Genomic DNA, 20128 nt, shown 5'->3' on the forward strand with positions numbered 1-20128 from the left:
TCCGTGAGTCGTGGGAGTTACTTCTGCCGAAGCGTTTTCATGACGCCGAAGTACAGCGTCATCGTCTTGGCCCATACCGCTTCGGACATGCCGGGCAGCGGTGCGATCGGCAGCATCCGCTGCACCGCGATGGTCTGGGTGTCGATGTACTTGAGCAGGCCCTCGGGACCGTGCCTGCGTCCGGTGCCGGAGATGCCGAGCCCGCCCGACGGCGCGTCCGCGCTGCCCCACGCGGCGATGAAGCCCTCGTTGACGTTCACCGAGCCCGCGTCGATCCGCGCCGCCACCGCGCGCCCGCGGCTGGTGTCCTTGGTCCAGACGCTGGCGTTGAGGCCGTAGGCGGTGTCGTTGGCCTGGTCGACGGCTTCGTCGTCGCTGCTCACGCGGTAGATGGAGACGACGGGGCCGAAGGTTTCCTCCCGGTGGACCGTCATGCCCGGCCGCACTCCGGCCAGCACGGTCGGCTCGTAGAAGTACGGCCCGAGGTCCGGGCGCGCGCGGCCGCCGGCCAGTACCGTGGCGCCCTTGGCCACCGCGTCGTTCACATGCGCGATCACCGTGTCGAGCTGGCGCTGGAAGGTCAGCGATCCCATGTCGCTGCCGTAGTCCAGACCGCCGCCGAGCCGGATGGCGTCGACGTGCCCGACGAACTCGGCGACGAAGCGGTCGTACACGCTGTCGTGCACGTAGATCCGCTCCATCGACTCGCACAGCTGCCCTGCCGAGGCGAAGCAGGCCCGGATGGCGATCTTGGCCGCGCGCGAGACGTCCGCGTCGGCGAGCACCAGCAGCGGATTCTTGCCGCCGAGTTCGAGCGAGTATCCGATCAGCCGCTCACCCGCCTGCTGGGCGATGGTCCGTCCGGTCGCGCTGGAGCCGGTGTAGTCGACGTAGTCGGCGCGGGCGATCACCTCGCCGCCGATCACCGAGCCACGGCCCAGCACCGCCTGCCAGAGCCCGCGCGGCAATCCGGCGCGCACGGCGGCGTCGATGGCCCACAGCGCGGTGAGCGCGGTCTGGTTGTCCGGGCGTGCCACCACCGCGTTGCCCGCGACGAGGGCGGGCAGCGCGTCGGAGGCGGCCAGGGCCAGCGGGTAGTTCCACGGTGAGATCACCGCGACCACGCCCTTGGGCCGGTGCCGCACGTCGACCTGGGTGAGCACGGGAAGCACGCCGCGCGGTTTGCGCGTGGCCAGCAGCCGGGCGGCCACCGAGGCGTAGTACCTGGCGTTCACGGCCACGTCGCCGACCTCGTCGAAGGCGTGCGCCCGAGCCTTGCCCGTCTCGGTCTGCACGATGTCGAGGATGGCGTCCTGCTCGGCGAGCACGATGTCGTGGAACCGGCGCAGCACGGCGACCCGCTCCCGGACCGGACGGCGCGCCCACTCGCGCTGCGCCTGCCGCGCGGTGGCGAACGCGGTCTCGATGTCTTCGGCGGAGGACTGCGGCAGGTCGATGATCTTCGCGCCGGTCGCGGGGGCGAACACCTCGACAGCGGGCGCGCCGCCCGCGACGGCGTGCGCGAGCAACGGCTGCACCAGCGACGAGGGCAGCGCGTCGGCGGTTGCCGGCTGCGAGGTGGTCGTCATGGGCGGTCCTCTCGAGGACGTGGGCTACGCCGCAGGCGCGCCTCATTAAATGAACAGTGGTGTTAGATTAATGTTCATGTCACTCCTCGTGTCAAGCTGTTCGTCGTGGCGCACAGATATTCCGGGGGCCGCGTTGTGAGGCGGCACGATGTCGGCTGAGTCCACGACCGCGCGGCGCGGAAGACCGCCGCAGACACAGGAGCAGGCCGAAGAGGTCCGCGCCCGGATCGTGCTCGCGACCGCGGAGGTGTTCACCCGAACCGGATCACGAGGGCTGAGCGTCGCGCAGATCATCGAGCAGGCGGGTTTGGCCCGGCCGACTTTCTACCGGTATTTCGGCAACGCGCACGAACCGCTGCTGGCGGTGCTCGACACCTCCAACGAGGGGCTCGTCGGCGGTATCCGCACGGCGCTGACCGGCACCGACGAGCCGGTCGAGCTGGGCATCCGGCTGATCGACGCCTACCTGGACTGGGCGCGCGGGCACGGCCCCATGCTGCGGCCGCTGTTCGCCGAGCTGCACGATCCCGGCTCGCCGGTGTCGGCGTACCGGGAGCGCGCGCTCGACGACATCCGCGCCCTGGTGCGCGAGACGTTCACCGAGCTGGGCCGCCCGGTGCCGAGTCCGCTCGATCTGGACGCCGCGCTGCACCTGTGCGAGTACGTGGTCTACCGGATCTCCGCGGGCACCGCGCCCGGCGCCGAACCGGACGCGGAAACCGTCGCGGCGGCGCGCCTGACGATGATCCGGGTGCTGCTCACCACGCTCGGCACACGGGTCGATCTGGAGTACGCGTTGACGCTGCCCACGATTTTTCCCGCCGAGCCGTAGACCGGCCCGCCCGCGTCAGCGCGGTATCGGCGTGACGGGATTGCTGTCGATGACGCGCTGCTCCACTCGGTGGATCAGATCGTGCACGCGCGGGTCGCGCGCCAGCCTGCTGTCCAGCACCACATTGATCACGCCGCGCAGCAGCGCGTAGGGCTCCCACTGCGGCGGCGCGATGGTACGCGGCGCGCGGCGGGCGATGCCGTCGGCGATGGATTCCGCCGCGTCGCGCACGGAGATGCGCACGTTGAGCGGCCACGGCAGCAACGCGCCCAGGTCTGCGCCCAACTCGTCCTCGTCGAGGGTGCCGTGGGTCATCGCGGTGTCGACGATGCCGAAGTACGCCACACCCGCGGTGGCCCCGACCGCGGCCAGCTCGACCCGCAGCGCCCGCCCGAACTGCTCGACCGCGGCTTTGCTCACCATGTAGGGCGAACCGCCCATGCCGGGCGCGAACGCCGCGGCGGAGGAGACCACCACGACGTGCCCCTTGGCCGCGACGATGTCGTCCAGCGCCGGATGCACGGTGTTGAACACCCCGGTCACATTGATCCCGATGACACGATCGAAGTCACCCGGATTCATCGTCCGGATCGTCGCGGGCTCGGGCACCACTCCCGCATTGGCTACGACCACATCGATCCGTCCGAACTGTCGGCGCACCCGAGAGACGGCTTCGCGCATTCCGATTCGATCGGAGACGTCCGCGCGCACCACCAGCGCGCGGTCCCCCATGGAACGCCCGACGGTCGCGGCGGCGGCTTCGTCGATATCGATCAGCGCCACCGAAGCGCCCGAGGCGTAGAGCTTTTCGGCCAGCGCCCGGCCGATGCCGGTGCCCGCGCCGGTGATCACCACCACCCGATCGCGGACGTCCAGCCGGTTCTCGGCGGGCGGGGGGGACAGCAGCTGACGCAGCAGGTCGACGACCACGGCGCTCACCCCGCCCGCAGCCGGTAGGACTCCGGATCGAATCGTCTTGTGCGCCGCCGGTATTCGAAACTCCAGTTCGGGTACAGGCCCGCGTTGCCGCCGTCGGCGGTCTGGTAGTAGCTGCGGCAGCCGCCGGTCAGCCAGGCGGTGTCGCGGCTGCGCTCGGCCACCTCGTCGAGAAAGGCGCGCTGCACCTCCTCGCGCACATCGATCCGCTGGATGTTCCGCGCACGCATGGTGGTCACGGCATCGACGATATAGCGCACCTGCGCCTCGATCATATAGATCGCGGACTGATTGCCCGCCGCACCGAACGGCCCGAGGGTGCAGAAGAAGTTCGGGAAGCCCGCCATGGTCGTGCCGAGGTAGCTGCTCGGCCGCTCGCGGTACCGGTCGCCGATCGACTGCCCGCCCTGTCCGTGCACCCGGTCGAAAACCGCGGGCGGCACGCCGAATCCGGTGCCCCAGATGATCGTGTCCACCGCATGCTCGGCGCCGTCGGCGGTGACGACGGACCGGGCGCGGATCTCCCGGATGCCTTCGGTGACGACCTCGACGTTCGGTCGGGTCAGAGCCGGATAGTAGGCGTCGGAGAAGATCGCTCGCTTGCACCCGATCACGTAGTCGGGGGTGAGTTTGCGGCGCAGCGCCGGATCGCGCACCTGACGTAGCAGCTGCAGCCTCCCGAGCGCCTCGTACGGATGCCGGAACCGCTTGTCCACGAAGCCGACCAGGCCGAACCCTTCGATTCCGGTGTAGTACAGACCACGGATCGCTTTGCCGAGCACGGGCATCCGGCGCAGCAGCGCGCGTTCGGCGGACAGCGTGCGGCGATCCAGCCGCGACACGATCCAGGGCGCCGAACGCTGGAACACCGTCAGCTTGCCGACCACCGGCTGGATCTCGGGAATGAACTGCACGGCGGAGGCGCCCGTTCCGATCACCGCGACGCGCTCCCCGGTGAGATCGTGCTCATGATCCCAGTGCAGCGAATGGAATCGAGTCCCTTCGAAGGTGTCCGCGCCGGGCACCCGCGGGATCTGGGCCTCGCTGAACGGCCCGACGGCGGAAACGAGCACGTCCGCGGTCAGATCACCGCGACTGGTGTGAAGCCGCCACAGCGTGGCCGCGTCGTCCCAGCGCGCCTCGAGCAACTCGACCCCGAACCGCATGTGCCGCAACACGTCGTTGCGCGACGCGACCGACCGGAGATAATCGAGAATCTCCTGCTGCGTGCCGTAGGTGCGCGACCAATTCGGATTGGGCGCGAAGGAATACGAATACAGATGCGAGGGCACATCGCAGGCGCAGCCCGGATAGGTGTTCGCCCGCCAGGTGCCACCGAGATCACCCGCGCGCTCGAGCAGCAGGAAATCATCGATCCCCGCCTCGCGCAGCGATACCGCCAGACCGATTCCGGCTATGCCCGCACCGATCACGGCGATCGGCACGTGCTCCGGATCCGCAGCTTCGGTCATGTCTTCCTCCCACCCGCGGGCGCCGTTGCCCGCCGAGTTCACAGATCCAATTCGAGTTCGCCGCCGCGCGCCCGGGAGACGCAGGTCAGCATCGCCTCCGCGCGCTCGGATTCGAGCAGCGACCGGCCCCGATGGTCCACCGCGCCGGCGAGCACCCGGGTCTTGCAGGTGCCGCAGAATCCCTGCTGACAGGAATAGGCCACCCCGGGCAGCACCCGCCGGATCGCGCTGAGCGCGGACTCGCCGGCGGCGACCTCCACGTCGAACCCACTGCGATGCAACCTGATCCGGAACGGCTCGCCGTCCCGCACGGGCAGCGGCGAGAACCGCTCGGTGTGCAGCGAGGCCGTCGGCTCGTGCAGGGCGAGCACCGCACGCGCGGCCTCGGCCAGCGGCGGCGGCCCGCAGACATACACCGCCGCGCCGGGCGGCGTCTGCTCGAAGATCATCCGCGCGTCGGGCACGCCGAACTCGTCGTCCGGCCGCACCACCACGTCACCGCCGGTGTAGCGGGCCAAGTCGTACAGGAACGGCATGCGCGAGCGGGCCCGGCCCAGATACATCAGCCGCCACGGCACTCCGGCGCGCTCGGCCGCGGCGACCATGGGCAGGATCGGGGTGATCCCGATGCCGCCCGCGACGAACAGGTAGCACGGCGCCGCGACGAAGGGGAACGCGTTGCGCGGACCGCGTAGGCCGAGCCGGTCACCCACCCGCAGATCCCGATGGATCTCCGCGGAGCCGCCCTCGCCGTCGGCGATGAGGCGCACGGCGATGCGATAGAACCCACGGTCGGCGGGATCGTTGGTGAGCGAATACTGACGCTGGCGACCCGAGGGCAAGAAGACGTCGAGGTGCGCGCCGGGCGTCCACGCGGGCAGCGGACCGCCCTCCGGGCGGCGCAACCACAAGCTGACCACCCCGTCGGCCTCGTGCCCGATCCGGTCGACCACCACCTCGAAGTCGAAGCCGCTGCGCCGTACCGGACGCGGTCGCGAAAGCAGCCGCGCGGCATCGCCTTCGACGAACAGGCGCTTGTAGGCGTCGGCCGCCGAACCGATCAACCGCAGCGCGGCGCCGGGCTCGAACCGCTCCCCGACGGCGGTCACGCGTTCGCCGCCCGTGCCGCGGGCGACTGCGCGAGGTAGCGCAGCGCGTTGTCCATCGGGCCGAGCTGCGAGGGGTGGAAGCCCGGTCGCAGATAGCGCGGGATCTCGGTGAGGAACGTGGTGAAGCTCGGTACCACACCGCGTACCGACGCGCTGGCCAGCTGGAGCGGCCAGAATCGTCCCTTGTGCTTCGACGGGTCCTTGTGGAACAGATAGCCGCCGGAGATGACGAACAGCACGAGCAAACCCCCGCTCGCGATGAGCGCCTGCCTCGCTTTGCGGGCGTATCCGCCGTCGACGTGCATGTACGCGTCGTAGACGACGCTGCGGTGCTCGACCTCCTCGGCGCCGTGCCAGCGGATCAGGTCGAGCATCGCCGGATGCATGCCCTTGGCTTCGAGTTTGTCGTTGGTCAGCAGCCACTCGCCGATCACCGCGGTGTAGTGCTCCATGCCCGCGAACAGCGCCAGCCGCTCGCACAGCCACTCCCGCTTGGCCCGCCCGCTCAGTCCGTGGTCGCCGAGTACCCGGTCGACCAGCCAGGTCACCCGGTCGACCATCGGGCCGACGTCGAGGCCGAGCCGCTCCAGTTGCTCGCGCGCCTTCTCGTGCGAGCTGGCGTGCATGGATTCCTGGCCGATGAAGCCGCGGACTTCCTCGCGCAGCCGCTCGTCGTCGATCAGCGGTAGCGCTTCGGCCAGCGCCTGCGCCATCGCGCGCTCGCCTTCGGGCAGCACCAGGTGCATCACATTGATGATGTGGGTGGCCATCGCCTCGCCGGGGATGTAGTGCATCGGCACCGTGGCGAAGTCGAACTCCACGGCTCGCGCGTTGATGGCGTGAGTCTGGTCGGCGTATACGGCAGAGCCCATCTCGCACCCCTCGTAGTCGATCGGTGTCCTCGCAATGTATTGGTGACATCACATGCTGTCAACATCACATGATGTCAATTCGATCGCTATGAGAGGATGACGCCATGGACGAAGCCGACGGGTCGATTCCGGGCATGCGCCGCTGGCGCGGGCAATCCCCCGCCGATCGCGTCGCCGCCCGCCGGGAGCAGTTGATCGAGGCGTGCACCGAGCTGATGTCGACCGTCGGCGCCGCCGAGACGTCCATGCGCGGAGTCTGCCGCCAGGCCGGACTGACCGAGCGCTACTTCTACGAGAGCTTCCAGAACCTGGACACGCTGCTGACGACGGTACTGGACACGGTGGTCCTCGGCGCGCGCGACCGACTGCTCGACGAGTTGCCCAACGCGCCCATCGAACGAGACGAGATGTTCCGCCACATGGTCGCCGTCTTCAGCGACTATCTGCTGGAGGACCGCCGCCGCGGGCGGATCATGTTCATCGAGTCGCAGGCCACTCCGGTGCTGATGCCACGCGCCAACGAACTCATCGGCTTGTTCACCGCGCCGATCGCGCTGACCATCAGCGCGGGCGACTACACCCAACCGGTCCCCGACGAGCACGACTACGCGCTGAACGCCAGCGCCATCTTCGGCGCGCTGGCCTACCTCTATCGCCCCTGGCTCGACGGCGAGATCCCCGTCTCGCGGGAGCGTTTCGACGCGCACGCCGCCGACGTCATCGAGCGGATCGCCACGGCGCGCTCCTCGCTGAGCACCGAGGCCTAGTCGCGGGCGCCGGGCGCCTGCTCGAACCGCATGACCCGGTCCGCGATCCGGCCGTAACGCAACGTGACCAGATCGCGCAGATAGTTCATGCGAAGCCGCCACGGCGCCCGATCACCCTGCACCGGAAACAGGTTCGCGGCGCGCAGGACATAACCGGGAGTGAAACCGCCGAACAGCGACTCGGCGCCCACCGACGGGTCGCGGACGGGTACGCACCGCGCATATCCGTGTTCGTCCATGTGTTTCAGCAGCCGGACGACGTACTCCGAGACCAGGTCCGCCTTCAGCGTCCAGGAGGCGTTCGGATAGCCGACGACGAAGGCGAAGTTCGGTACGCCGGACAGCATCATCGCCTTGTAGGCCATCCGCTCCGACAGCGCCACCGGCGAGCCGTCCACCACGAGCTCGACGCCCCCGAAGGCTTGTAGATTCAAACCGGTCGCGGTGACGACGATGTCGGCGTCCAAGCTGGCGCCGGAAGCCAATCGCAGACCGCGCTCGGTGAAGGTCTCGATCCGGTCGGTGACCACGTCGAGCAGGCCGTGGCGGATGGCGCGGAAGAAGTCGCCGTCGGGCGCGAGGCACAGCCGCTGGTCCCACGGGTTGTACCGGGGCGTGAAATGGGTGTCGATGTCGAAGCCCGCGGGCAGCCAGCGCTGCTGCCAGCCGCGGATGCGCTTGCGCGTTCCCGCGGGATCGCGCCTGCTGAGCTGGTAGAACGCGGTGGAGATCGCGATGTACTCGGCGCGGGCGAGCGCATATGCGACCCGCGCGGGCAGGAAACGGCGCGCCGTGAGCGCCAAGCGATCGCGTGCGGGCGCGGAGATGATGTAGCTCGGGCTGCGCTGCAGCATGGTCACCCGCGCGCCTCCCGCGGTGAGCGCGGGAGCGAGCGTGACGGCGGTGGCGCCGCTACCGATGACGACCACCCGCTTACCCGCGCAGTCGAGGTGCTGCGGCCAGAACTGGGGATGCACGATGGGGCCTGCGAAGCGCTCGGAGCCGGCGAAGCCGGGCGAGTACCCCGTGTCGTAGCGGTAGTACCCGGCGCACGAGAACAGGAATCCCGCTGTGAACGTGACGGTTTCGCCGGTGTCGGTGCGCTCCGCGCGCACGGACCAGAGGTTGTCGGCGCTCGACCATTCCGCGCCGACCACCCGATGGTGGAAGCGGATCCGGCGCTCGATGCCGTATTCGGCCGCGGTCTCGCGCAGGTAGGCGAGGATGTCATCCCCCTGGGCGATCGACTCCTCGCCCAGCCACGGCTTGAACCGGTAGCCGAGGGTGTACATGTCGGAGTCGGAGCGAATGCCGGGGTAGCGGAACAGGTCCCACGTGCCGCCCAGGGTGGCCCGGCTCTCCAGGAGCAGGTAGGTCCGCTGGGGCAACGCCCGGCTCAGATGACAGGCCGCGCCGATGCCCGAGAGACCGGCGCCGACGATGAGGACGTCGACATGCTCCACACCGGTCGCCATAACCTCTTCCTTCGATCGCCGACGAACGTCCGGGCACACCGCAGGCGCTGCACCCGCCTGCCCTGAGCCTATCGGGCCAGGTAAAAGGTTCGAGACACGCATCTCGGACAAGCCACCGAGGTTGTGTGTTCCCTTACCCCGCAACAGGTTCGGTGAGCGCGCGGGAGGGACACAGGCGCGATACCGACCGGTCACACGCTCCCCGGTCGTAGTGAACTCACTCACATCCACCGAGGGAGCCGTCCCGGCGGCCACTCACGAATTGCCACCATCCGGCAATAGCCGATCGGTAGCGGTTCCGAAAGCGTCGCATTCGTCCACACCGAGCCCCCTACCTGGCGAGGAACCCGAAAAGCGGCGACAAACCGAAACGGGGAATCACATCGCAATACTGCGAACGCCATAGCCAGCCGATCACCAGTTGGTGATACCTCACGAAACAGGTACCGCCGGAGGTGATTTCCGTCTCAGACGCACGGCCCGCAAGCGCTATAGCCATTTGTTGTTACTGTCGGGTAGTGTTCAATGCACCGACGATCAGAGTCGATCCGGAACCGTATCTCTCAACGATTTCAGGAGCGCTCGTGTCTCCCCATTCTCGTTTCGAATCCATCGGCGCATATCTGCCCTCGAATGTGGTCACCACCGAGGAGTTGCTGTCCCGAATGAAGGAGCCCCCTTCGTTCGATCTGGAGAAAATCACCGGCGTCCATGAACGCCGAGTACGCGACACTCGACCGGAAAGTTACGAAGATTCGTTCACGCTGGCCATGAAGGCCGTCGAGGACTGTCTGTCCAGGTCACAGTACGGTCCAGAAGATATCGACGTGATCATCTCCACCTCGATCTCGCGTGGCAAGCATGGCACCCGCATGTATATGGAGCCCTCGTTCGCGATGTCGATAAGCCGACTTATCGGCGCTAAGAACGCCATTGCATTCGATATTTCCAATGCATGCGCAGGAATGCTCACCGGCACCTACATCCTGGACCGGATGATCCGATCCGGAGCCGTCCGGAACGGACTCGTGGTCAGCGGCGAGGCGATTACCGAAATTGCCGACACCGCGGTCCGCGAGATTTCCGAGAAATACGATCCGCAGTTCGCGGCGCTGACCGTCGGCGACTCCGGATGTGCGATCGTGCTGGACGAAGCCATCGATGAAAACGATGTCATCCACTACATCGAGATGATGACCGCCGCGGAATACTCGCACCTGTGCCTCGGCATGCCGAGCGACAAATCCCAGGGCGTCGCGATGTACACCGACAACCGCAGGATGCACAACGAGGACCGCTTCCTGCTCGGCACCAATACCCAGCGCAAATTCCTCGAGGCGCGGGGCAAGACCTTCGCCGACGAGAAGTTCGACTACGTCATCCACCACCAGTTCGGCGCCGCCGCCATTCCGTGGATGAACGCCATCGCCGAACGAGAGTTCGGCAGCCCGATGCCGCCGGATCTGCGAGTCATCGAGAAGTACGGAAACACTTCCACCACTTCGCATTTCATCGTCCTGCACGATCAGCTGAGCGAGCAGAACATCCCCGCGGGGTCGAAGCTGCTGCTGGTACCCGCGGCCTCCGGCATCGTCACCGGGTTCGTGTCCACCACCATCTCGTCGCTGAAGGTCTGAGGTCGGTCATGAGCGTGCGCATCAAGTCCACCGGTATCAGCCGGTCCGACGACACCTACAGCATCGTCGAGCACACCGCCCGCGCCGCCAGGCAGAGTCTGGAGCGCGCCGGAATCCGTTCCGATCAAGTCGGCCTACTGATCAACGCGGGCATCTTCCGCGACTCGAATACCGTCGAACCGGCGGTGTCGGCGCTGATCCAGAAGGCGGCCGGTATCGGCTTGGAATACGCCAAAGACGACCCGAGGACCTTCTCGTTCGATCTGATGAACGGGGCGGTCAGTGTCCTCAACGCGGTCCAGGTGGCCACCTCGGTGCTGGAGACCGGTAGCGCCGAGCACGTGCTCATCGTGTCCGGCGACACTCATCCGTCGATGACCCGCTCGGTCGCCGACGACGAGTTCCCCTACTCCACCTGCGGCGCGGCGCTGCTGCTCGAGCGCACCGACGAACCGGACGGCTTCGGCACGGTGCATACCGTGAAGGGCGAGGGAACGCCGGCGGTCGAGGGGTATCTCGACATCTCGACGATGGGCGCCCGCGGCCGCAGTCTGATCACCGTGGAACGGGAGCCCGGCTTCGAGGACCGCCTGCTGGAGGTGGCGTTCGACGCCGCGCGCCAAGCGCTCGCCGGGTCGGACCACGCCGCGCTGAGCGAGATCGCGTTGATCGCGTCGACGCCGAGCCCGGAGTTCCCCAAGAAGCTGGCCGCCGCCCTCGGCATCGACCAGCGTTCGGTCCGCGTTCCGGATCTGCGGGATGGCGACCCGCACACCGCGGCGCTCACCGCGGCGTACGACTCGGCGATCACGGACGATGGCCTCGCCGAGTACCGGCAGGTGCTGTTCGTCGCGGCGGGCGCGGGTCCGGCGGCCGCGGCGGTGCTGTACCGGTTGCCTGTGTTCGCCGGGGCGCCTGCGTGACAACGGGAACATATCGGCAGGCCATCGATCGGTTTCGTGCGGTCGTCCGCACCGATCCCAACCGTGTGGCGGTTCGCTACGCGCACGGGGTCGGCCCCGATGGCCTGCCGGCCTACCGGCATCTCACGTATCGCGAGCTGGGTCTGTGGTCGGAAACGATCGCGGGACGGCTGTCCGCGGCGGGTGTCGGCACCGGAACGCGCACGATCGTGCTGGTGCTACCGAGCCCGGAGCTGTACGCGATCCTGTTCGGGCTGCTCCAGATCGGCGCGGTGCCGGTGGTGATCGACCCGGGCATGGGCGTGCGAAAGATGTTGCGCTGCCTGCGCGCCGTGGATGCCGAGGCGTTCATCGGCATCCCGCAGGCGCACGCGCTGCGGGTGCTGTTCCGGCCCAGTCTCCGCACTGTCCGTACCGCGGTCACGGTCGGCAGACGGTGGTTCTGGCGGGGCGAGTCGCTGCGGGCATGGGGCCGGACACCGACGGGTCCGGTGCAGCCCGGCCGCCCGGCCACCGACGAGGACCTGTCGCTGATCGCGTTCACCACCGGCAGCACGGGACCGGCCAAAGCCGTGCAGATGACCTACGGAAACCTGGCCGCGATGGTGGACCAGGTGCACATGGCGCGGGGGGAGATCACGCCGGAGGCATCGCTGATCACCCTTCCGCTGGTCGGCGTGCTCGACCTGCTGCTCGGCTCGCGATGTGTGCTGCCTCCGCTGATCCCGAGCAAGGTCGGCGCGACCGATCCCGCGCACGTGGTCGACGCGATCCAGAAGTTCGGCGTGCGAACCATGTTCGCCTCCCCCGCCGTGCTGATCCCGCTGCTCGAGCACCTGCGTGCGCACCCGGTCGCGCTGACCTCGCTGGACAGTATCTATTCCGGCGGAGCTCCGGTCCCGGACTGGTGCATCGCGGGGCTGCGCGAGGTGCTCGACGAGGACACGAACGTCGTCACCGGGTACGGATCCACCGAAGCGCTGCCGATGTCCACCATCGAATCCCGCGAACTGCTGGACGGACCGGTCGAGCGGGCACACCACGGCGAGGGCACCTGCGTCGGCAGGCCTGCCTACCAGGTGCAGGCGCGGATCGTGGCGATCACCGACGAGCCGATTCCGACCATGGCTCGGGCCGAGGAACTGGCCGGCGAGCTGGAAAGCACCCGCGGCATCGGCGAACTCGTCGTCGCCGGGCCGAACGTCAGCACCAGGTACTACTGGCCGGAGCAGGCGAACACGCTGGGCAAGATCGTCGACGGCGATCGGATCTGGCACCGTACCGGCGATCTCGCATGGATCGATGAGCAGGGCCGGATCTGGTTCTGCGGACGCAAGAGCCAGCGAGTGATCACCGCGCACGGACCGATGTTCACCGTTCAGGTCGAGCAGGTGTTCAACACCGTCGCGGGCGTGGCCCGTACCGCTCTGGTCGGGATCGGCCCGCGTGGGGCACAGCGGCCGGTGCTCTGCGTCGAAGTGAAGTCGGGCGCCGACCCGGACATCGTCGAACCCGCGCTGCGGGCCCACGGCGCACGGTTCGACCTCACCAGGACGATCGCCGACTTCCTGGTCCATCCGTCCTTCCCGGTCGATATCCGGCACAACGCCAAGATCGGGCGCGAACGACTCGCGGTGTGGGCCGCCGAACGGCTCGGAACGGACGCATAACAAATGAAAACGACTCTATTTCGGGCGATTCCCGTCATCGGGTGGCTGTATTTGGCCGGCGGCGCGCTGGCCGCGGCAACCGACCGTGTCCCGGACAGCCGGCTCTTGCGCACGGTGTGGTGGATCGACGCGTTCCTCAGCATCGTTGTGCACGCGGCCCAGATTCCGGCGGCCCTGCGTGCCGCCGAGGGCTCGGGCCGCGGCCGGTGGGAGACCGCGGTGTTGACGCAGATCTTCGGCTTGACCTGGTGGCGAACCCAGCCCGGCGAGGAGAAAGTGCAATGAGCAAAATACTGGTAACCGGCGCGTCCGGATTTCTGGGCGGGGCGCTGGTGCGCAGGCTCGTACGGGACGGCGAGCACGACGTGTCGATCCTGGTGCGCCGCACCAGCAACCTGGCCGACCTGCGCGACGACATCGACAAGATCGAGCTGATCTACGGCGATCTGACCGACCCCGCCTCGCTCGATGAGGCGACCCGCGGCGTCGACATCGTGTTCCACAGCGCGGCGCGGGTGGACGAGCGTGGCACCAGGGAACAGTTCTGGAACGAGAACGTCCGGGCCACCGAACGGCTGCTCGACGCGGCCCGCCGAGGCGGAGCAGGACGGTTCGTGTTCATCTCCAGCCCGAGCGCGATGATGGACTACTACGGCGGCGACCAGGTCGACGTCGATGAATCGGTGCCGTATCCGCGGCGCTACCTGAACCTGTACTCGGAGACCAAAGCCGCGGCCGAACGAGCCGTCCTGGCCGCCGACGGCCCGGGATTCCGCACCTGTGCCCTGCGCCCACGGGCGATCTGGGGCGCGGGCGACCGGTCCGGTCCGATCGTGCGGATGCTCGGCCGCGCCGGTATGGGGAAACTGCCGGACCTGTCCTTCGGCCGCACCGTCTACGCCTCGCTCTGCCACGTCGACAACATCGTCGACGCCTGTGTGCAGGCGGCGGGCTCGGACGCGGTGGGCGGCAAGGCGTACTTCGTCGCCGATGCCGAGAAGACGGATGTCTGGGGCTTCCTCGGCGAGGTCGCCACCCGGCTCGGGTACCGGCCACCGACCAGGAAACCCAACCCCACGGTGATCAACGCAGCGGTCCGGGTCGTCGAGACGATTTGGCGCATCCCCGCCGTCGCGACCCGCTGGTCGCCGCCGCTGTCGCGCTACGCCGTCGCGCTGCTGTCCCGCAGCGCCACCTACGACACCACCGCCGCCGCACGAGATTTCGGCTACCGGCCGGTCGTGGACCGCGACCGCGGACTGGCCGACCTCCTGGCGTGGCTGGAAACCCAGGGCGGAGCGGTCGAGCTCACCCGGAATCTGCGCTGAACACCCCACCGGTACCGGAGGCCAGCATGAGCAACGCCACCGTCTTCCGCAGGAAGATCACCCCGACCGAACGTCTGTACTTCTTCACGCGCGCGGTGACTCCACCGTTCGTCATGCACTTGGCCGTCCACGGCGACGGCAGCCTGGATCCTGCGGCGTTGCAGCGGGCCGTCGACGTGGCTTCGGCGGCCAACCCTGGTACGCGCTTGGTCCGCGACGGCGAGCACTGGGTGGACTGTGGTCTGGCCGCCACCGTGCGCCATGTGCCCGGCTGGTCGCTGAACTACGCCGCGCTGGAGAACGACGCGGTGCTGAACACACCGATCGGTCCCACGCCGGACCGCACCACCGAAGTGCTGCTGCTCACCGGCGAACAGACCACCATCGTGTTCCGCGCCTTCCACGGCGTGATGGACGGGATGGGCCTGCGCCTGTGGGTCGACGACATCTTCCGCGTGCTGCGCGGATACCCGCCGCTCGGCGCAGCCGATCCCATCGCCGACGCCGAACTCGTGGCGCGGATCGGCGCGCCGGGTAAACCGACACCGGTGCTACCCACCTTCAAGGCGGCGACCGGGCGCGGACGCCAGAACCGGGCTGCCGCGCGCTGGCTGTTGCGCCACCGAACGATCGACGCGACCGGTAAGGGCATCGTCGCGCGGGTGGCGGCGATCCTGGCCGCGGAGTCGGGAGCGAAATCGCGCTTCATGATTCCGGTCGACCTCCGCAGGCACGACCCTGTGCTGCGCTCCACCGCCAACCTGGCGCTGCCGCTGTTCCTCGACGTCACACCCGGCGAGAACTGGGAGACGATCAGCGGACGGATGCGCAGCGGGCTGCGGGAGCGCAGGGAACTGAACCAGCTCGACAATGGCAGGCTGTCGAAATTCCCACCCGGCGTGATCCGCGGGGTGCTGCGGACGAGCAACTGGCTCGGAGCACGACTGAACCGGAACATGGTGTCGGCCACCGTGTCCCACATGGGCGCGTTCGATCTGGACGAGATGGCGGTGCCGGGCTGGACACCCACCGACGTGCGGCTGCTGCCTCAGCACAGCGGCGCGATGCCGCTGCTGTTCGTCTTGGCCGAAGTGGGCGGGAGGCTGGAGCTGACCGTCTCCTGCCGCAACGGCGCTGGTATCGAGGTCCGGTTGGAGGCGCTGCTGGACAAGATCGCCGCGCGACTGGAGGCCGAGCTCGCGGCGCCCGAGGTGGTCGCGCGATGACCGGCCCGATCCGCGTCGTCCTCGCCCGGCCCCGCATCGTGCTCGCCGTCGTGGCCGGAGTGATGCTGCTGGCCGGTTCGCTCGGCCTCGGAGCATCCGACAAAGTCACCGCAGCCGGATTCGTCGATCCCGGAAGCGAATCGGCGCGGGTGGACGAGTTGGTGAGCGAGCACTTCGGCCCGCAGAATCCCGACGTGGTCGTGCGGTACGCCGCACCGGAGGGTCAGACGGTCGACGACATCGGCCCCCGCGTCCAAGAGACCCTGGCCCGTATCGACCCGGCCATGCTGCAACGACCCATCGAGACCTATTGGAACGCCGGGTTCGCGCGTAGGCAGTTCCTGCGGTCGGCGGACAATCGGCACGCTCTGGCGGTGGTGTACCTCGCCGGTGACGCCAACCAGCGCGTCAGCGCGTATCCGGACATCGAACCCCAGCTCCGGGTTCCGGGTATCGTCACCGATCTGTCCGGCTACAGCGCGATCTCCACCGAGATCAACGAGCAGTCCCGGAGCGATCTGATCCGGGCCGAATCCCTCTCGCTGCCATTGACCTTGGTGATCCTGGTGGCGGTGTTCGGCGGATTCGTCGCCGCGTCCTTCCCGGTGGTGGTCGGCGGCCTGACGGTGCTCGGCGCCATGGGCGCGATCCGCGTGCTCGCCGAGGTCACCGAGGTGAGCACATTCGCGGTGAACGTCGCCTCGCTGCTCGGGCTGGGCATGGCCATCGACTACGGGCTGTTCCTGGTCACCCGGTTCCGTGAGGAGGTCGCCGCCGGGCACGACACGAAGACCGCGATCACCCGCACCTACGCGACGGCCGGCCGCACGGTCGCGTTCTCGGCACTACTGCTGATCTGCGCGTTCGCAGGCACGTTCGTCTTTCCGCAGGCGGTGCTGCGGTCTCTCGGCATCGGCGCGATCACCGCGGTGGCGCTGGCGGCCGCGCTCTCGCTCACCGTGCTGCCCGCCCTGCTGGCGCTGTTCGGCGCGCGCATCGGCGCGGCGCGGGCCACCGATCGCGCCGAGCGGTTCTGGGGACGCCTGGTCGACCGCGTGCTGCGCAGGCCGGGTCTGGTGACCGTGGTCGTCGGCGCCGTCCTGCTGGTGCTGGCGGCTCCGCTGGCCGGACTGCGGCTCGGCGACATCGATCATCGCGCGCTGCCCGAGGGCAACGAGATGCGCACCGTCGTCGAGGAACTCACCGCGCAGTTTCCGGCCGCGGGTAGCGGGGTCACCGCCGTGCTGCACGGAGTGCACGGGCCACCGCAGTCCGCCGCCGTCGACGCGACCGTGTCCGCACTCGGCGACGTCGAGGGGGTACGGCAGGTGGTGCAAGTGGGTCGCGCGGAGGACTTCGTGGTTTTCCACGCGTTCCTGAGCAGCACCGACCGCACCGAAGCGGCGGGCGACACCGTTCGTGGCATCCGCGAACTGACTCCACCGGAGGGCACCGCCCTGTGGATCGGCGGCGATACGGCGGCGACCGTCGACAGCGTGCGCTCGATCGTCGCGCGGATGCCGTTGATGATCCTCGTCATGGTCGCGGCGACGATAGTGCTGCTGTTCGCGGCGTTCCACTCGATCGTGTTGCCGCTCAAGGCCGTCGCCATGGCGTTCCTGAGTTTGGCAGCCACGTTCGGTGTGCTCACGTGGATCTTCTGCGGCGGGCATCTGTCCGGCCTGCTCGGCGTGAGCACCGGACCGATCACCGCGGGCATGCTGGTGCTGATCATCGCGGTCGTCTTCGGGCTCTCCACCGACTACGAGGTCTTCCTGCTGTCCCGCATGGTCGAGGCGCACGACGCGGGCGCCGACACCGCCGCGGCGGTGCGGGCCGGGACGGTCAAGACCGCCCGCGTGATCACCGCCGCGGCAACCCTGCTGGTGATCGTCACCGGAGCGTTCACCCTGTCCCCGCTCACCCCCATGCGCTTCCTCGGCCTCGGCATGATCATCGCCCTCGTCGTGGACGCGACCCTCGTCCGGATGCTCCTGGTCCCCGCGCTGGTCCAACTGATGGGCCCCGCCAACTGGTGGTCGCCGCGCCGCCCCCGCATCATCCCCACCACCGTCCAGGAACGCACACCCACCCCCACCTGACTCACCCGAGTGGCACATGGCCGAGAGGTCCGCTCGGACTTCGCCTCGACCATGTGCCACTCGCCGGTCCGGAGCTAGGCGACCAGTTCCAGGAGGCCGCGCGGATCCCAGGGCATGGGGCCGGTCGGGAAGGTGAGGCGGATAAGGCGGTGGGGCGGGTCCGCGTCGAAGTGTGCCACCGCGGGTGGGAGGAACCCGCCGAGCACCTTTTCCAGCATCGTGTTCAGTCCGGACAACCGCGGCCGCAGCCGGACCTGCCAGCTGGTGATGCGCCCCGCCGGTACCTCGACGACGGTGCGCTGCTCCACTTTCGCACCGAGCGGGACGTGCACCGAGAAGGCCAGCCACAGATCCACGCACTCTTCGGCGCCCTCGGCGAAGTCCAAGCCGCGCAGCAGCGTCAGGCCACCGGCCAGCGGCATCACGTTGGCCGGAAAGGGCGCGATCCCGCCGCCGAACTGCAGATGGGCGGTGCCGATGAAGTTCGCTTCCTCGCGGGTGACCACCGTTGTGCCCGAGCGGGTTTCGGCGCGATAGTGCTCGGCCCGCAGCCGGTCTCCGGAGCGCTGGAACCGCTGCTCGATGGTCATCGCGAAATTCCCGTGTCCCAGACCCGCCTCGAGGATCGAGCGGTAGCCGTCGCCGTCGTGGGCGACCACGCTGATCAGGTCGAGCTTCGGCGGCCGATCGGCGATGGTGACGCTGTAGACGGACTTCTCCCCGTCGGGGATTCCCGGATCACGAAATGCGGTGTGCACATGTCCTCCTCACAGTGTGGCCTCGGCCGCCGCCGCGAACACCGCTTCGAGCGTGGCCACATAGCGTTCGACGGAGCCGTGCGCCACCGGTGTGTCCGGGTAGATGACGCTCAGCGTGGTTTCCGACGCGAGCCGGTTGATCCAGATCAGTACCTGCTCGGACGCGGCGCGATTGGCGTACAGCCCGCACGACGCCAGGTCGAACAGCTCGTTGCCGAGCAGCTCTCGGGCGTCCACGTACGAGATCATGGGCGTGGACCAGCCCGGTTCCAGGTCGAGATCGGAGTCGGCGGGCAGCAGTTCCACCACGCGCTGGAACGAGGTGGGGGCCAGGCGCAGGCCGTTCTCGTAGGCGCGCTGCGCGATGGCCGCGGCTCGCGCGAAGGTCGTGGTGGCGCCGATCGGGAAGGCCACCGGCAGCAACGTCACGTACCAGCCGACCGACGCGCGTTCCGCGGCGGTGCTTCGGGTGCTGACGGGCGTCATGCCGAAGTAGTAGTCGCTATCGATGAGTTCGCGCTCCGTCAGCGCCGCCGCGGCGAAGATGCCCCCGACGAACTCGGCGCCGTTGGCGCGGCAGACCCGCTCGAACCGTTGCGCGGTGTGCTCGTCGAACAACGTGACCGTGCGGTGAGCGCTGCGGTTGTACACATCGGTGCGCCTGCCCAGATCCAGCGGGAAGGAGGGCAGTCGGCCGTCGTTCCCGCGGATCAGCTCCAGCCACTTCCGCACGCCGGGCGAGGCGAGGGTCATCCGGCCCGTGTACTCCCGCTCGGCGGTGCAGTAGTCGAGGTAGCTGGCCGTGGGGGCCAGCATGCCGACGTCTTCCCACACCTCGCGCAGATACAGCAGTGCGAGGTCGAATCCGGACAGGTACTGGCCGAATCCGTCGGTGTGCAGATGGTCGACCGCCAGGTAGACGGTGGTCGAATCGTCGCGTTCGATCGCCCCGAAGGTGAAGCAGTCCCAGTCGAAGGGCCCGGGCGTCGTCTTCTGGACATGATCGCGGACGGCCCTGGCCTCGTCGACGCGGCCGTAGTCGATCGGCACGAATTCGACGTCCTCCGCCGGCACGAGGTGCCGCTCGAGCGTGCCGGTCGAGTCGACCCTGAACCAGGTCCGAAACGTGTCGTGGCGCAGCAGGAACGCGTTGACCGCACGCGTCATCGCGGCCAGGTCGAGGTCGCCGGTCGGGATCTCCGCGGTGACCAGGCACAGACCGGAGTACCGGAAATCCGCTCGAGCGTGCCGATCGGCGAGCCGAAGATACTGCTCCTGCTGGTGTGAGGGCGGGGCCGGGTGAACCGGCGCCCGCCGGGCGCGCGCCACCGACTCCGGTGACGCCGCCCAGCTGACCAATCGGCCGGGTCCCGGCTCCCATTCATCGATCAGCCCGAAACTGACCACGGTGATACCTCGTTTCGACGACGAC

General features: G+C 68.6%; 17 protein-coding genes. 9 read left to right on the top strand and 8 right to left on the bottom strand.

Annotation, left to right across the window (positions count from 1 at the left end; all coding sequences use genetic code 11):
• Positions 1-17: 17 nt before the first annotated feature.
• Complete coding sequence (locus IU450_RS05755; RefSeq protein WP_195148763.1) at positions 18-1589, bottom strand: succinic semialdehyde dehydrogenase; 1572 nt, start codon at positions 1587-1589, stop codon at positions 18-20.
• Positions 1590-1737: 148 nt separating this feature from the next.
• On the opposite strand from IU450_RS05755, the gene IU450_RS05760 reads away from it, so the two are divergent.
• A complete protein-coding gene (locus tag IU450_RS05760) occupies positions 1738-2421 on the top strand; it encodes a TetR/AcrR family transcriptional regulator (protein WP_195148764.1) in 684 nt (227 codons plus the stop codon).
• Between the two features lie 15 nt (positions 2422-2436).
• On the opposite strand, the gene IU450_RS05765 is transcribed toward IU450_RS05760, so the two are convergent.
• Genes IU450_RS05765 through IU450_RS05780 form a run of 4 tightly spaced genes read right to left on the bottom strand, consistent with a single transcriptional unit; the run spans position 2437 to position 6810 of the window.
• Positions 2437-3351: an SDR family oxidoreductase gene (locus tag IU450_RS05765; RefSeq protein ID WP_324197553.1), complete on the bottom strand. Its 915-nt coding sequence runs from the start codon at positions 3349-3351 to the stop codon at positions 2437-2439.
• Positions 3352-3356: 5 nt separating this feature from the next.
• Positions 3357-4829, bottom strand: a complete 1473-nt coding sequence (locus tag IU450_RS05770) for a flavin-containing monooxygenase (RefSeq protein WP_195148765.1) — start codon at positions 4827-4829, stop codon at positions 3357-3359.
• Between the two features lie 38 nt (positions 4830-4867).
• Positions 4868-5938 carry a PDR/VanB family oxidoreductase gene (locus tag IU450_RS05775; RefSeq protein WP_195148766.1) on the bottom strand — a complete coding sequence of 357 codons (1071 nt, stop codon included), beginning with the start codon at positions 5936-5938 and terminating at the stop codon, positions 4868-4870.
• Entirely contained in the window at positions 5935-6810 is an 876-nt protein-coding gene (locus IU450_RS05780) for a metal-dependent hydrolase (RefSeq protein ID WP_195148767.1), read from the bottom strand. The genes IU450_RS05775 and IU450_RS05780 overlap by 4 nt, the downstream gene beginning before the upstream one ends.
• A gap of 104 nt (positions 6811-6914) precedes the next feature.
• Here IU450_RS05780 and IU450_RS05785 point away from each other — a divergent pair, with 104 nt between their 5' ends.
• Complete coding sequence (locus IU450_RS05785; protein ID WP_195148768.1) at positions 6915-7577, top strand: TetR/AcrR family transcriptional regulator; 663 nt, start codon at positions 6915-6917, stop codon at positions 7575-7577.
• Here IU450_RS05785 and IU450_RS05790 read toward each other — a convergent pair.
• Complete coding sequence (locus IU450_RS05790; RefSeq protein WP_195148769.1) at positions 7574-9052, bottom strand: flavin-containing monooxygenase; 1479 nt, start codon at positions 9050-9052, stop codon at positions 7574-7576. The genes IU450_RS05785 and IU450_RS05790 overlap by 4 nt on opposite strands.
• Positions 9053-9636: 584 nt before the next feature.
• Here IU450_RS05790 and IU450_RS05795 point away from each other — a divergent pair.
• Genes IU450_RS05795 through IU450_RS05825 form a run of 7 tightly spaced genes read left to right on the top strand, consistent with a single transcriptional unit; the run spans position 9637 to position 17938 of the window.
• Positions 9637-10689 (top strand): 3-oxoacyl-ACP synthase III family protein, encoded by a 1053-nt coding sequence (locus IU450_RS05795; protein WP_195083968.1) that lies wholly within the window; start codon positions 9637-9639, stop codon positions 10687-10689.
• An 8-nt stretch (positions 10690-10697) separates the two neighbouring features.
• Entirely contained in the window at positions 10698-11612 is a 915-nt protein-coding gene (locus IU450_RS05800) for a hypothetical protein (RefSeq protein WP_195148770.1), read from the top strand.
• Positions 11609-13282 (top strand): fatty acid CoA ligase family protein, encoded by a 1674-nt coding sequence (locus IU450_RS05805; protein WP_195148771.1) that lies wholly within the window; start codon positions 11609-11611, stop codon positions 13280-13282. Before IU450_RS05800 ends, IU450_RS05805 begins: the two co-directional genes overlap by 4 nt.
• A gap of 3 nt (positions 13283-13285) precedes the next feature.
• Positions 13286-13567 (top strand): hypothetical protein, encoded by a 282-nt coding sequence (locus tag IU450_RS05810; protein WP_195148772.1) that lies wholly within the window; start codon positions 13286-13288, stop codon positions 13565-13567.
• Positions 13564-14610 (top strand): NAD-dependent epimerase/dehydratase family protein, encoded by a 1047-nt coding sequence (locus IU450_RS05815; protein WP_195148773.1) that lies wholly within the window; start codon positions 13564-13566, stop codon positions 14608-14610. The genes IU450_RS05810 and IU450_RS05815 overlap by 4 nt, the downstream gene beginning before the upstream one ends.
• 26 nt (positions 14611-14636) lie before the next feature.
• Positions 14637-15836 (top strand): peptide synthetase, encoded by a 1200-nt coding sequence (locus IU450_RS05820; RefSeq protein WP_195148774.1) that lies wholly within the window; start codon positions 14637-14639, stop codon positions 15834-15836.
• Positions 15833-17938 carry an MMPL family transporter gene (locus tag IU450_RS05825; protein ID WP_195148775.1) on the top strand — a complete coding sequence of 702 codons (2106 nt, stop codon included), beginning with the start codon at positions 15833-15835 and terminating at the stop codon, positions 17936-17938. Before IU450_RS05820 ends, IU450_RS05825 begins: the two co-directional genes overlap by 4 nt.
• A 74-nt stretch (positions 17939-18012) precedes the next feature.
• Here the strand turns inward: IU450_RS05825 and IU450_RS05830 are convergent, their stop codons facing one another.
• Positions 18013-18696, bottom strand: a complete 684-nt coding sequence (locus tag IU450_RS05830) for a hypothetical protein (protein ID WP_195148776.1) — start codon at positions 18694-18696, stop codon at positions 18013-18015.
• Between the two features lie 9 nt (positions 18697-18705).
• Positions 18706-20103: a condensation domain-containing protein gene (locus IU450_RS05835; protein ID WP_195148777.1), complete on the bottom strand. Its 1398-nt coding sequence runs from the start codon at positions 20101-20103 to the stop codon at positions 18706-18708.
• Positions 20104-20128: the final 25 nt, after the last annotated feature.

The organism is Nocardia abscessus (assembly GCF_015477775.1).
Classification (GTDB): domain Bacteria; phylum Actinomycetota; class Actinomycetes; order Mycobacteriales; family Mycobacteriaceae; genus Nocardia; species Nocardia abscessus_A.

Coding starts and splice junctions, on each gene's coding strand:
- IU450_RS05755 (WP_195148763.1), bottom strand. CDS start 1,589: ATGACGACCACCTCGCAGCCGGCAACCGCCGACGCGCTGCCCTCGTCG.
- IU450_RS05760 (WP_195148764.1), top strand. CDS start 1,738: ATGTCGGCTGAGTCCACGACCGCGCGGCGCGGAAGACCGCCGCAGACA.
- IU450_RS05770 (WP_195148765.1), bottom strand. CDS start 4,829: ATGACCGAAGCTGCGGATCCGGAGCACGTGCCGATCGCCGTGATCGGT.
- IU450_RS05780 (WP_195148767.1), bottom strand. CDS start 6,810: ATGGGCTCTGCCGTATACGCCGACCAGACTCACGCCATCAACGCGCGA.
- IU450_RS05785 (WP_195148768.1), top strand. CDS start 6,915: ATGGACGAAGCCGACGGGTCGATTCCGGGCATGCGCCGCTGGCGCGGG.
- IU450_RS05790 (WP_195148769.1), bottom strand. CDS start 9,052: ATGGCGACCGGTGTGGAGCATGTCGACGTCCTCATCGTCGGCGCCGGT.
- IU450_RS05800 (WP_195148770.1), top strand. CDS start 10,698: ATGAGCGTGCGCATCAAGTCCACCGGTATCAGCCGGTCCGACGACACC.
- IU450_RS05810 (WP_195148772.1), top strand. CDS start 13,286: ATGAAAACGACTCTATTTCGGGCGATTCCCGTCATCGGGTGGCTGTAT.
- IU450_RS05815 (WP_195148773.1), top strand. CDS start 13,564: ATGAGCAAAATACTGGTAACCGGCGCGTCCGGATTTCTGGGCGGGGCG.
- IU450_RS05820 (WP_195148774.1), top strand. CDS start 14,637: ATGAGCAACGCCACCGTCTTCCGCAGGAAGATCACCCCGACCGAACGT.
- IU450_RS05825 (WP_195148775.1), top strand. CDS start 15,833: ATGACCGGCCCGATCCGCGTCGTCCTCGCCCGGCCCCGCATCGTGCTC.